The organism is Microbulbifer rhizosphaerae, from assembly GCF_014191725.1.
Classification (GTDB): domain Bacteria; phylum Pseudomonadota; class Gammaproteobacteria; order Pseudomonadales; family Cellvibrionaceae; genus Microbulbifer; species Microbulbifer rhizosphaerae.
In genome coordinates this window covers 20,410-33,699 of record NZ_JACHWZ010000016.1, presented here as the reverse complement: position 1 = coordinate 33,699, position 13,290 = coordinate 20,410, and the positions used below count along the sequence as shown (strand labels likewise).

General features: G+C 63.9%; 8 protein-coding genes. 7 read left to right on the top strand and 1 reads right to left on the bottom strand.

The window, feature by feature from the left end; all coding sequences use genetic code 11:
• Positions 1–57 precede the first annotated feature (57 nt).
• Positions 58–882, bottom strand: a complete 825-nt coding sequence (locus tag FHS09_RS15885) for an SDR family NAD(P)-dependent oxidoreductase (protein ID WP_183461701.1) — start codon at positions 880–882, stop codon at positions 58–60.
• A 365-nt stretch (positions 883–1,247) separates the two neighbouring features.
• Between FHS09_RS15885 and FHS09_RS15880 the strand changes: the two genes are divergently transcribed.
• The 7 genes from FHS09_RS15880 (at position 1,248) to FHS09_RS15850 (ending at position 13,208) form a co-directional block, all read left to right on the top strand.
• A complete protein-coding gene (locus tag FHS09_RS15880; protein ID WP_183461699.1) occupies positions 1,248–2,285 on the top strand; it encodes a substrate-binding domain-containing protein in 1,038 nt (345 codons plus the stop codon).
• A gap of 258 nt (positions 2,286–2,543) precedes the next feature.
• Complete coding sequence (locus tag FHS09_RS15875) at positions 2,544–3,956, top strand: sugar porter family MFS transporter (protein WP_425487778.1); 1,413 nt, start codon at positions 2,544–2,546, stop codon at positions 3,954–3,956.
• A 3-nt stretch (positions 3,957–3,959) separates the two neighbouring features.
• Entirely contained in the window at positions 3,960–4,862 is a 903-nt protein-coding gene (locus tag FHS09_RS15870) for an SMP-30/gluconolactonase/LRE family protein (protein WP_221192050.1), read from the top strand.
• A 57-nt stretch (positions 4,863–4,919) separates the two neighbouring features.
• Entirely contained in the window at positions 4,920–6,122 is a 1,203-nt protein-coding gene (locus FHS09_RS15865; protein ID WP_183461695.1) for a fumarylacetoacetate hydrolase family protein, read from the top strand.
• Positions 6,123–6,188: 66 nt separating this feature from the next.
• Positions 6,189–7,625 (top strand): aldehyde dehydrogenase family protein, encoded by a 1,437-nt coding sequence (locus FHS09_RS15860; protein ID WP_183461693.1) that lies wholly within the window; start codon positions 6,189–6,191, stop codon positions 7,623–7,625.
• Between the two features lie 396 nt (positions 7,626–8,021).
• Positions 8,022–9,800 carry an IlvD/Edd family dehydratase gene (locus FHS09_RS15855; RefSeq protein ID WP_183461691.1) on the top strand — a complete coding sequence of 593 codons (1,779 nt, stop codon included), beginning with the start codon at positions 8,022–8,024 and terminating at the stop codon, positions 9,798–9,800.
• A 198-nt stretch (positions 9,801–9,998) separates the two neighbouring features.
• A complete protein-coding gene (locus tag FHS09_RS15850; protein WP_183461689.1) occupies positions 9,999–13,208 on the top strand; it encodes a glycoside hydrolase family 3 N-terminal domain-containing protein in 3,210 nt (1,069 codons plus the stop codon).
• The last annotated feature ends 82 nt before the right edge of the window (positions 13,209–13,290 follow it).

Below are 13,290 nucleotides of genomic sequence, written 5' to 3'. Positions count from 1 at the left end.
AGCTTTTTGTTTCTATCCGCAATAGGGGCAATTGGACACCGCTTGTGTGCGAGCCGCCTAGCTGTCCGCAACCTCTCCCTGTGCCAGATCCGGTACCGTCTCCTCGGTTTTGGCGTAGGGCCAGTTGGCCTTACTGAAGGCGCCGCCGTCCACCCAGAGAGTCTGGCCGCTGATAAACGATGCCTTGGCATCGGCGAGAAAGAGCACCGCGTCGGCGATATCCCGGGCGTAGCCGACCCGACCCAGAGGAGTGATGGCCGACCAGGCGGCGGCGTAGTCCGGGGCTTCCCTTTCCGTACGCTCGATCAGGATGCCCCCCGGCGCCACGCAGTTGACGCGGATGCCGTACTCGCCCAGTTCCACTGCGGAGGTCTTGGTGAGCATCTCGATGCCCCCCTTGCTCGCCGCGTAATCCACCAGGCGGGGGAAGGCCAGCTTGTTACAGCCAGAGCCGATATTGACGATACTGCCGGGCACGCCCGCTTCCACCATCAGGCGCGCCACCCGCTGGGTGTTGAGGAAGCAGCCCTTCAGGTTGGTGCGGATTACCCGGTCCCAGTCGTCTTCGTTCAGTTCCAGCAGCGGCGCCCAGGTCTGGACGCCGGCATTGTTGACCAGCAGGTCGGGAGCCTGCTGGAAGTGATCGACCACTCCCTGATAGAAGCGGTCCACAGAGCGACTGTCGCCCACGTCGCAGGGGGCGAAGTAAAGATTCTGTCCCAGGGCTTCGACTTCCGACTGCAGTGCGCGCGCCGATTCGCTCTCCGCCTCCAGGTTGTTGACCGCCACCTTCCAGCCTGCCTCGGCGAGGCGGAGGGAGATCCCTTTGCCGATACCGGTGGTGCCTCCGGTCACTACCGCCAGTTTGTTGTTATTGGCCATTTCTACTTCTTCTCGTGTAAAGCGCGCGGCATTTTCTTCTGCCGGCTGTATGTCATTCTAAGACACCAACGCTAACACAAAATGTAAACGTTTACAATTTCTTCGCTATGCGGCAGAGTGAGTCCCGCGAACCGGGAAATTTCATGCAGGAGGCGTTAACCCGGGAGCCGCAGTTGGGCGCGAAAAAGACAGGTAAGATATTGATGTGCATAGTGAATTTAAAAATCGTGTGGTCACCTTATTGGTGATGAGTCGATTTTTAAATTTGCTAGGCGCGCCAAGAGCTTGCCTGGACTTTCGTGATCCAACTGCGGTTTCTAGGTTAGTATCGCCGGGTTTCAATTGCTGGTACAGGAACATCACAGGTGTCGATCAAACAAGTGGCCAAAATTGCCGGGGTTTCCATCGCCACCGTCTCGCGCTATCTCAACAGTCCTGAGCACGTGCGGGAAAAGACCCGGCGCAAGGTGCAGGAGGCGATACTGCAGACCGGTTACGCCCCCAATGCGCTGGCGCGCAATTTTCGCCGCGGCCGCACCAGCCTGGTGGTGGTGATCCTGCCCTCGGTGGGCGATCCCTTCTTCGCCGGGGTGATGCGCGGCATCTGGCGGGTGGCCCGGGAGGAGGGCTACAGCATCCTGATCCGCGAGACCCAATTCAATACTCTGGAGTTCGACGAATACAGCGATATCGTCTTCTCCAAGCAGGCGGACGGCATCATCCTGCTGGCGAGTACTTCGCCGTTCATGAAGGAAGGGAACGGAAAGCTGGGGAAAAACGGCGGCCACAAGGGCGAGAAGCTCCCGCCCATCGTGATCGGCTGTGAGACGGTTGCACCGCAATTGAGCCACTATCCCAGTGTGCGGGTCGACAACGAGAGCGCCGCGGCTGAGGCCACCCGGCACCTGATTCGCCTGGGCCACCGGCGCATCGGTTTTATTTCCGGGCTGCACACCTCCCTGCTCACCCGTGGCCGCGAACAGGGCTACCGTCAGGCCATGACCGAGGCCGGCCTGGAAGTGGCCGACAACTGGATTGCCGAGGGCCGCCAGACTATTGAGGGCGCCCGCGGCGCGGTGCACTACCTGCTGGCGCAGAGCCCCCGGCCCACCGCCATCTTCTGTGCCAACGACGAAATGGCCATGGGCGCGATGCACGAGCTGCGCCGCGCCGGGCTGCGCATTCCCGAGGATATCTCCGTGCTGGGCTTCGACGACATCCGCTACGCGGAGGTCCTCGACCCGCCGCTGACCACTGTCGCCCAGCCGGCGGAAGAGATTGGCGAGCACACCATGCAGCGGCTGTGCCGCGCCATCGGCGGGGACGATATTGGCGGCGAGCCGGAAATCGTGCCCCACCGCCTGGTGATCCGCGAGTCCACCGGGGCGCCGCCGGCGGACTGAGTGCCGGGAGCGCCGAGCCTCCAGCTCGGCATTGCGGGCCGCAGGCCCGCTGGGACGAACACAAGGCCCGCGTTAACGCGTACCGTTCGCCCTTCCCCTTGACTGAATGTAAACGTTTACATTAATGTGGTGTAAAGTCGCTTGGCTTGATGTGCAATCTGCGGCGACAATGGGCAGAACAAAAAACAGACAGGCCGCCCCCGGCCATACAGCGAGTGAGGGAATAATATAATGAATCCCACCCTAGACAGTGCAGCACTGGAGCAAGGCGTCTCCAGCGCTTCCGAGACCAACCACTTCCTGGTGATCGCCATCAGTGTGGTGGCCACCATCGGCGGCTTCCTGTTCGGCTTCGATAGCGGTGTGATCAACGGCACCGTGGACGGCCTGCAGGCGGCGTTCAACTCAGATAGTGCCGGCACCGGCTTCAACGTGGCCTCCATGCTGCTGGGCTGCGCCGTCGGCGCCTTCTTCGCCGGGCGGCTGGCGGACGTCTACGGGCGCCGCACGCTGCTGATGGCTGCCGCGGTATTCTTTATCATCAGTGCCTGGGGCTCAGGCATCGCCACCGGCTCCGTGGAATTCGTGATCTACCGCATCCTCGGCGGCCTCGCCGTGGGCGCTGCCAGCGTGATGACCCCCGCCTATATCAGCGAAGTGGCGCCTGCCGCCTACCGGGGCCGCCTGGCCACGGTGCAGCAGGTGGCGATCATCAGCGGCCTGTTCGGCGCTTTTGTCAGCAACTACCTGCTGGCCCGCTGGGCCGGGGCCTCCACCGCCGAATTCTGGCTGGGCTTCGAAACCTGGCGCTGGATGTTCTGGATGGAATTGCTGCCGGCGTTGGTCTTCCTGGTCGGCCTCTTCTTTATTCCGGAGAGCCCCCGCTTCCTGGTGGCAAAGGGGAAAAAAGAGCAGGCCGGCGCGGTACTTGGCAAGCTGTTTGGCGAACGCGCGGGCGGGGAAAAAGTGGCGGAAATCGAGCGCTCCCTCTCCGCGGATCACAGTCCGAAACTCTCCGACCTGAAAGCGCCCGGCGGCGGACTGCGCAAGATCGTCTGGGTGGGCATCGGCCTCGCCACCTTCCAGCAGCTGGTGGGGATCAATGTGGTCTTCTACTATGGCGCCGTGCTCTGGCAATCGGTGGGTTTCACCGAGAGCGACGCGCTGCTGATCAACGTGGTGTCCGGCGCGGTGAGCATCGCCGCGGTGATCACCGCGCTGCTGCTGATCGACAAGGTGGGCAGAAAGCCGCTCCTGTGGTGGGGCTCGGTGGGCATGGCGGTCACTCTGGCGGTGATGGCCGTGGCCTTCTCTCAGGCCACCCTGGATGAGAACGGCTCCCTGCAGTTGTCCGACGGCGTGGGCACCATCGCGCTGCTCGCCGCCAACGCCTATGTGGTCTTCTTCAACGCCTCCTGGGGCCCGGTGATGTGGGTGATGCTGGGAGAGATGTTCCCCAACCAGATCCGGGGTTCCGGTCTCGCGGTCAGCGGCCTGGCGCAGTGGGGTTCCAACTTCCTGATCACCGCCTCTTTCCCCATGTTGCTGGTGAGCATCCAGCTGTCCGGCAGCTACGGCCTCTACGCCCTCTGCGCATTTATTTCGATCCTGTTCGTCTCCCGCATGGTGCACGAGACCAAGGGTCGCGAACTGGAGCAGATGGAGGGCTGAGCCGTGCAGCAGCTGCAAATGGAACCGGAATGCGTCTGGCCCGCCGCCGCCACCCTCGGCGAGGGGCCGGTCTGGGTGGCGCGGGAGCAGGCCCTCTACTGGGTGGATATCAAGCGCAGCGTGCTGCACCGCTACTGTCCCCCCGAGAATAGTAAAGGGTGCAATGAACGATCCAGCTGGCAGCTGGACAGCCAGCTGTCCGCAATCGCCCCCCGCGCTGGCGGCGGCTTTGTAGGCGCGATCCGCGACGGCTTCGCGCTGTTGTTCCCGGACGGCGACGGAGTGGGAATTGAACCTCTGGGAGGCCCGGAGAGCGATATCCCCGGGAACCGCTTCAACGACGGCAAAGTCGACGCCGCCGGCCGCTTCTGGGCCGGCAGCATGGACGACGGCGAGGAGGAGCCCACCGGCGCCCTCTACCGCCTGGACCCGGACCTGAGCTGGCAGCGGCTGGACGCGGACTATGTGATTACCAACGGCCCGACATTCAGCCCCGACAACCGCATCCTCTACCACACGGATACCCTGAAGCGCACCGTCTACGCCTTTGACCTGGAGACCGATGGCAGCCCGCGCAACAAGCAGGTATTCCTGCAATTGCCGGAGGAATCCGGCTACCCGGACGGCATGACCGTGGACGCCGAGGGCTGCCTGTGGGTCTGCCACTGGGGCGGCTGGGGCGTCACCCGCTTCTCCCCGGAGGGCGAGGCCATCGGCCGCATCGAACTGCCGGTGGCCAATGTCACCAGCTGCACCTTCGCCGGTCCGGACCTGGACACCCTGTATATCACCACCGCCCGCAAGGGCCTGAGCGACGCGGAACTGGCGGACCAGCCCCTGGCTGGCGGCCTGTTCCGCTGCCGCCCCGGCGTACGCGGCCCGGCGCCGGTGCTGTTCGGGGGCTGAGTCTCCCCCTGTACTCGAATGTAAACGTTTACGGCTAACGATTTGTGAGAGTTGACCATGATTGAACCACGGGATTTGCGCGCGACACTGCTGCCGGAAGACGGCCTGGCCGGAACCCTGCTTGGCCGCGCCTGGGTGCCTGAGCCCCTGTCGAAAGTGCCCGGCCCCAGCCCGGTGTGGCTGTGCGAGGACGGCGTCTTCGACCTCAGCGCCATAGCGCCGACCATCGCCGAACTTATCGAGCAGGGTTTTTCCCCTCGCACCGCGGACATGGACCGGGTGCAACGCATCGGCGGCCTGAACGAACTGCTGCGCAATACCATGGCTCCCATACTGGGACAGAAGCGCGACCCGCGCAGCCCCTACCTGCTGGCGCCGGTGGACCTGCAGGCGATCAAGGCCTGTGGCGTCACCTTTGCCTGCAGCATGCTGGAGCGGGTGATCGAGGAGCGCGCCGGCGGCGATCCCGCCCGCGCACAGGAAATACGCGGACAACTGGCGGAGAAGATCGGCGGCGATATCGGCTCGGTCGTCCCCGGCTCCGAGGAGGCGGAGGCGCTGAAGACGGCGCTGCAGGAAGAGGGCATCTGGTCCCAATACCTGGAGGTGGGCATAGGCCCGCTGGCGGAGGTGTTCACCAAATCCCAGCCGCTGTCCTCCGTGGGGCTGGGGGACCAAGTGGGCGTGCACCCCATCTCCAACTGGAACAATCCGGAGCCGGAACTGGTGCTGGTGGTGAACAGCCGCGGTGAAGCGGTGGGCGCCACCCTGGGCAACGATGTCAATTTGCGGGATATCGAGGGCCGCAGCGCGCTGCTGCTGGGCAAGGCCAAGGACAACAACGCCTCCTGTTCCCTGGGCCCCTTCGTGCGCCTGTTCGACGAGACTTTCTCCATCGACGACGTGCGCAGCGCCGAGGTCACCCTGGAGATGGAGGGGGAAGACGGCTTCCAGCTGCGCGAGGTCAGCCCCATGTCCGCCATCAGCCGCGACCCGCTGGACCTGGTGACGCAGACCATCGGCGCCAGCCACCAGTACCCGGACGGCATCGCCCTGTTTACCGGTACCCTGTTCGCCCCCACCCAGGATCGCGACCAGCCGGGCCAGGGCTTTACTCACAAGCCCGGCGACCGGGTGATGATCCGCTCCCCCAAGCTGGGCGCGCTGATCAATTCCGTCACCACCAGCGACAAGGCAGCCCCCTGGACTTTCGGCTTCTCCGCCCTGATGCGCAACCTGGCGGCTCGCGGTCTGCTGTGACCCGGGACCGCGGAGCTCCAGCTCCGCAAGCGGGCCACGCCCGCAAAAAAAGATAAAGAGGTAACCATGACCACCAAACGCAACTACATCGCCGGGGAATGGGTGGAGGGCCAGGGCACCCTCGCCAACATCAATCCCTCCGACACCGGCGACCTGATTGCAGACTACGCCCAGGCGTCCCCCGCACAACTGGAGGACGCGGTGGCCGCGGCCCGGCAGGCCTTCCCCGCCTGGTCGCAAAGCGGCATCCAGCAGCGCAGTGAACTGCTCGATCGCATCGGCCAGATGATTCTCGACCGCCGCGCCGAGTTGGGCGAACTGCTCGCCCGCGAGGAGGGCAAAACCCTGCCGGAGGCCACCGGCGAGGTGGTGCGCGCGGGCCAGATCTTCAAATTTTTCTCCGGCGAAGTGCTGCAGCTGCGCGGCGAGCTGCAACCGTCGGTGCGCCCGGGGCTGGATGTCTCCGTCACCCGCGAATCCCTGGGGGTGATCGGCCTGATCACGCCGTGGAACTTCCCCATCGCCATCCCCGCCTGGAAAATCGCCCCGGCGCTGGCCTACGGCAACTGCGTGGTATTCAAGCCCGCGGAACTGGTGCCCGGCTCCGCCCACGCGCTGGCGGAAATCATCGCCGAGGCCGGCGTGCCCGGCGGCGTTTTCAACCTGGTGATGGGCCCCGGCCGGGTGATTGGCGATGCGCTGGTCAACCATCCGCAGGTGGACGGAATCAGCTTCACCGGCTCACAGAACACCGGGCGCAATATCGCCGCCGCCGCGGCCGCGCGTTTGGCCAAGGTGCAGTTGGAGATGGGCGGCAAGAACCCGCTGGTGGTGCTCGACGACGCAGATTTGAACACCGCGGTGGAGTGCGCGGTCAACGGCGCTTTTTTCTCTACCGGCCAGCGCTGCACCGCCTCCAGCCGCCTGATCGTTACCGCCGGTATTCACGACCGCTTTGTGGAAGCGGTGTGCGAACGCATGCGCGGCTTGGTGGTAGACCACGCCCTCAAGGAGGGCACCCATATCGGCCCGGTGGTGGACGCACGGCAGTTGAAGCAGGACCTGGACTACATAAAAATCGGTTCGGAAGAGGGTGCACGTTTGGCGTGCGGCGGCGAGCAGGTGGAGCGGGAAACCCCGGGGTTTTTCCTCACCCCGGCGCTGTTTACCGAAACCACCCCGGAAATGCGCATCAACCGCGAGGAAATTTTCGGCCCGGTGGCCTCGGTGCTGCGCGCGGACGATTACGACCACGCCCTGGCGCTCGCCAACGACACCGAGTTCGGCCTCTCCGCCGGTATAGTTACCCAGTCGCTGAAGTACGCCAGCCATTTCAGGCGCAACGCCCAGGCGGGTATGGTGATGGTCAATGTGCCCACCGCCGGTGTGGATTATCACGTGCCCTTCGGCGGCCGCAAGGGTTCCAGCTTCGGTGCGCGGGAGCAGGGCAGTTATGCACGGGAGTTCTATACCGTTGTGAAGACGGCCTATACGCTGGCTTGACTCGGAGCTTGGGCGGTGCGCGCGGCGCACCTACGAATAGATTTGTAGGGTGGGCAAAGCGCAGGCAGAAAACTGCTCCTTGCGTTTTCTGCATTCCCGCTGGGCGGCACTCCGCCATCCATGGCGGGCTCGTGCCCATCGCGCTGAGCTGGTGATGGGCACGTCGCTGCGCTCCTTTGCCCATCCTACGAACCGAGGGAAGAATACCGCAGCCCGTGCGAAGGCCCTGATGCCGGGAGCCGTTCGCGAAACATTTGCCGATGAGGCTGTTGAGCGAGCGGCTACCGGCAGCAGGGCCGCCACAAAATCCAACTACAGGAACCCCGGCTTCGCTTTAAAACGATACGTTCCGGCTACGGACAACCTCGACAAAATTTTATTTGTAAGATTTAACAGATGAGCAAGAAAAGAAAACTCCGCAGCACCGACTGGTTCAACGACCCGAGCCAGCCGGACCAGACCGCCATTTATATCGAGCGCTACCTGAACTACGGCCTCACCCGTGAGGAACTGCAGTCCGGTAAGCCGATTATCGGCATCGCCCAGACCGGCAGCGACCTGGCTCCCTGCAACCGTCACCATATGGAACTCGCCCAGCGGGTTCGCGACGGCATCCGCGCCGCCGGTGGTGTGCCGTTCGAATTCCCGGTACACGCCATCCACGAGATGGGCAAGCGCCCCACCGCCGCGCTGGACCGCAACCTGGCCTACCTGGGGCTGGTGGAAATCCTCTACGGCTACCCCCTCGACGGCGTGGTGCTCACCACCGGCTGCGACAAAACCACGCCGGCCACAATAATGGCCGCGGCGACGGTGGATATTCCCGCGATCGTACTCTCCGGCGGCCCCATGCTGAATGGATGGGACGTGGAGAAGCGTGTGGGTTCCGGCTCGATTATCTGGAGTTCGCGGGAGCAGTACGCGCGCGGTGACATCGACTACGAAGGCTTTATGGACAATGTCACCGCCTCCGCACCGAGTCCCGGCCACTGCAACACCATGGGCACCGCGCTGACCATGAACAGCCTGGCCGAGGGGCTGGGCATGTCCCTGCCCGGCTGCGCGGCCATCCCCGCTCCCTACAAGGAGCGCGCGCAGATCGCCTATTACACCGGCCTGCGCATCGTCGATATGGTATGGGAAGACCTGAAGCCCTCCGACGTCATGACCCGCGAAGCCTTCCTCAACGCCATCCGCCTGTGCTCCGCCATCGGCGGCTCCACCAATGCGCCGCCGCACCTGCAGGCCATCGCCAACCGGGTGGGGGTGGAGATATCCATCGAGGACTGGCAGGAATACGGCGAGGAAATTCCCCTGCTGGTGAACTGCCAGCCCGCGGGCGAATACCTGGGCGAGGATTTCTACCGCGCAGGCGGCGTGCCCTCGGTAATGGGCGAACTGCTGCGCGCCGGTCTGGTGGCCGGCGACTGCCGCACGGTGAACGGAAAAACCATCGGCGAAAATTATGGCGAACAGGTTTCGCGCAATGAAAAGGTTATCCGCCCCTTTGCGCAGCCGATGATGGAAAACGCCGGTTTCGCGGTGATGCGCGGCAACCTGTTCGACTCGGCGATCATGAAAAAATCGGTGATCGGCGAGGATTTCCGCAAACACTATCTCTCCGACCCGGAACATCCCAATGTGCTGCGTGGTCGCGCCATCGTGTTCGACGGTCCCGAGGATTATCACCACAGGATCGACGACCCGTCGCTGGACGTCGACGAGCGCTGCGTACTGATAATCCGCAACTGCGGCCCCCTGGGCTACCCGGGTTCCGCCGAAGTGGTGAACATGCGTCCGCCGGACTACCTGATCAAGCGCGGCATCAACTGCCTGCCCTGTATCGGCGACGGCCGCCAGAGCGGCACTTCCGCCAGCCCGTCGATTCTCAACGCCTCGCCGGAAGCGGCGGCCGGCGGCGGCCTGGCGCTGCTGCAGACCAATGACCCGGTGGAGATTGACCTGAACAACAACAGGGTCAATGTACTGTTGGAAGACGCGGAATTGGAGCGTCGCCGCGCGGAACTGCAACAGCCGCCCCTGGTCAACCAGACTCCGTGGCAGGAAATCTACCGCAAGACGGTGACCCAACTGCAGGACGGCGGCGATATGGCCATGGACGAGGAGCACTTGCGCCTGGTGGAGCGCCACGGCACGCCGAGGAATTCCCACTAGCTGTTGGTGGCACTGTATGTAGGAGCCTTATTGTGACCGCCATGGATGGCGGAATGCCGCCCAGCGGAAATGCAGATTTTGCAGGAGCAAAAATCTGCCAGGCGAATAAAAGGGTTAATACGAAGCCCGGTAATATTCGCCTGCAAGCAGGCTCCTACAGGGGAAACACAGAAGATGTATCGAGCAAAGACCATTACCATGAAAATAAAAGACTTCTCCTCGAAACCCCTGCATGCACTCCTGTGTGCGGCGATACTCTTCTCGATCCAGGGCTGTTCCACCGGGAGCGAGGGGAGCGAAGCGCAATCCCCCAGCCTCAAGGCCTGGCCGCAGGCGTCCAGCCCCGCCGGCGATCCCAAAGTCGAGGAGCGGGTGGAGTCGCTGCTGCAAAAGATGACCCTTGAGGAAAAGGTCGGGCAGATCATGCAGGCGGAGATCCAGTCGATCACTCCGGAAGAAGTGAAGAAATACCATATCGGTTCGGTCCTGAATGGCGGCGGCTCCATGCCCAACCGTGTGGACGGCGCCGGGCCGGACGAATGGGTGGCACTGGCGGACGCCTACTGGGAGGCGTCCATGGACACCTCCGACGGCGGCACCGCCATCCCGATCTTCTGGGGAACCGATGCGGTGCACGGCAACGGCAACCTGGTGGGCGCCACCCTGTTCCCCCACAACATCGGCCTGGGTGCCGCGCGCGATCCGGACCTGGTGCGGGAAATCGGCGCGGCCACCGCGGAGGAAGTACGCACTACCGGCGTCGAGTGGGTTTTTGCCCCCACCCTGGCGGTGGCTCAGAACGACTTCTGGGGTCGCACCTACGAAAGCTATTCCGAAGATCCGGCAGTGGTGCGCGACTACGCCTCCGCAATGGTGGAGGGGCTACAGGGTAAAACCGGCGGCAGCGACCATCTCGGCGAGACCCGCGTGATCGCCACCGCCAAGCATTTCCTCGCCGACGGCGGCACCTACGGCGGCGACGACCAGGGCGACGCGCGCATCGATGAGCGCGAACTGGTGGATATCCACAATCCGGGCTACCCCGCGGCCATCGAAGCCGGGGTACAGACCGTCATGGCCAGCTTCTCTGCCTGGAACGGCGAGAAGAACCACGGCAACCGCTACCTGCTCACCGACGTGCTGAAAAAGCGTATGGGCTTCGACGGCCTGGTGGTGGGCGACTGGAACGGCCACGGCCAGGTGCCCGGCTGTACCAACGACAGCTGTGCGCAGGCGATCAACGCCGGCATCGACCTGCTGATGGTCACTTACGATTGGAAGCCGATGATCAAAAATACCCTGGCCCAGGTACGCGCCGGGGAAATTTCCCAGGAACGGCTGGACGATGCGGTGCGGCGCATCCTGCGCGTCAAAGTGCGCGCCGGCCTGTTCGACAAGAAGCCCTCCGAGCGCGCCCTCGCCGGCCGCGAGGAGGTGGTCGGTTCTCCGGAGCACCGCGCCCTGGCCCGCCGCGCCGTGCGCGAGAGCCTGGTGCTGCTGAAAAACCGCGACAATATCCTGCCGCTCAGCCCGAAACAGAAAATCCTGGTGGCCGGTGACGGCGCCGACAGCATCGCCATGCAATCCGGTGGCTGGAGCGTCAGTTGGCAGGGCGCGGGTATTCCCAACGAGAAATTTCCCGGCGCCACCTCGATCTACACGGGCATAAAAGCCTCGGTGGAAAAAGCCGGCGGCAGCGCCGTGCTGTCCGCCGACGGCAGCTTCGATCAGAAGCCCGACGTGGCGATAGTGGTATTCGGCGAGCAGCCCTATGCCGAGGGCCACGGCGACCTGAATACCCTGGAATTCGAGGCGGGCAAAAAGCGCAACCTGGCGCTGCTGAAATCCCTCAAGTCCCAAGGCATTCCGGTGGTCTCGATATTCCTCTCCGGCCGCCCCCTGTGGGTCAACCCGGAGCTGAACGCCTCCGATGCCTTCGCCGCCGCCTGGCTGCCGGGCACCGAGGGCGCCGGCGTGGCGGACGTGATTATCGCCAAGGCCGACGGCGAGCCGAATTTCGATTTTTCCGGCAAGCTTTCCTTTTCCTGGCCAAAACTGCCGCTGCAGGCGCGCCTCAATCCCCATCACCCGGACTACGATCCGCTGTTCGCCAACGGCTACGGCCTCGACTACGCGGGCGCGGAACAGGGACCGGAAGAGCTTGCGGAAAATGTCCCCGGCCTGACCAGTGGCGAAAGCAACAGCATCGCCCTGTACGTCGGCCGTCCGCTGCAGCCCTGGGGAGTTCGGATCAACGACTTCGAGCAGGACCAGATGCTGAGCGGCGCCTTCGCCAAACTGCCCAGCGGTCGCGTCACCGTGATGACCAGCGATAAGGATGTGCAGGAAGACGCGCTCACCCTGACATGGAAGGACACCTGGCTCGCCGGCCTCAGCGTACGCAACGGCGACCCGCTGGACCTGTCCGCCTATGTGCCGGAGGGTGTGCTTTCCTTCGATCTCAAGGTGGACGACCTGGACAAGGGCGGCCTGGGGGTGGTGCTCCATTGCGGTAAAGAGGGTGGCGACGAGTGCGAGCGGCAACTGGATATCTCCAGTCAGGCCCAGGCCATGGCCGGACAGGGCTGGCGGCACATGAGCGTCAAACTCAGCTGCTTCGTCCGCGACGGTGACGACTTCTCAGCGATATCCGTGCCCTTCGAGCTGCGCGGCGGCGGCACCGGCCAGGTAGCCGTGGCCAATATCCGCCTGGATCGCAAAGGCGAGGCCAATCAGAGCTGTCCGGACTACCGCAAGCTCTCCGTCACCCCGGCGACACTCGATCACTATTGGGCGCGGGACTGGTGGCTGCCCCGTCACGAGGAAAAACTGGCCCGCATCGAACAGGGCAATGTGAACCTGCTGATGCTCGGCGACTCCATCACCCAGGGCTGGGAGAAGGAGGGCAAGGCCGTGTGGGAGAAGTTCTACGGCGGGCGCAACGCGGTCAACCTGGGCTTCGGCGGCGACAGAACTGAAAACCTGCTCTGGCGCCTGCAGCACGGCGAAGTGGACGGCATAGAACCCAAGGCCGCGGTGCTGATGATCGGCACCAACAACACCGGCCATCGCCGCGAGGAACCGCGCTTCACCGCCGCTGGCATCCGCGAGGTGCTGGACGAACTGCGCAGCCGGCTGCCGAATACCAAGATCCTGTTGCTGGGAATCTTTCCCCGGGACGAGCAGCCCGGCACGCCGATGAGAAAAATCAACAGTGGTATCAATGAAATCATCGCCAGCTACGCCGATGGGGAAAATATTTTCTTCCTGGATATCGGCGACAGATTCCTGGCGGAAGATGGCCGCCTGAGCGCGGAAATCATGCCGGACCGCCTGCACCTGAGCGAACAGGGTTACGAAATATGGGCCGAGGCCATGGAGCCGACCCTGGCCAAGCTGATGCAATGATCCCGGGACCGCGGAGCTCCAGCTCCGCAAGCGGGCCGGAGGCCCGCAGAATTGTAGGATGGGCACGCTACGCTTTGCCCAT

What these genes read in the sequence shown, in the direction of transcription:
- FHS09_RS15885 (WP_183461701.1), bottom strand. Translation starts at nt 882, where the DNA reads ATGGCCAATAACAACAAACTGGCGGTAGTGACCGGAGGCACCACCGGT.
- FHS09_RS15865 (WP_183461695.1), top strand. Translation starts at nt 4,920, where the DNA reads ATGATTGAACCACGGGATTTGCGCGCGACACTGCTGCCGGAAGACGGC.
- FHS09_RS15860 (WP_183461693.1), top strand. Translation starts at nt 6,189, where the DNA reads ATGACCACCAAACGCAACTACATCGCCGGGGAATGGGTGGAGGGCCAG.
- FHS09_RS15855 (WP_183461691.1), top strand. Translation starts at nt 8,022, where the DNA reads ATGAGCAAGAAAAGAAAACTCCGCAGCACCGACTGGTTCAACGACCCG.
- FHS09_RS15850 (WP_183461689.1), top strand. Translation starts at nt 9,999, where the DNA reads ATGAAAATAAAAGACTTCTCCTCGAAACCCCTGCATGCACTCCTGTGT.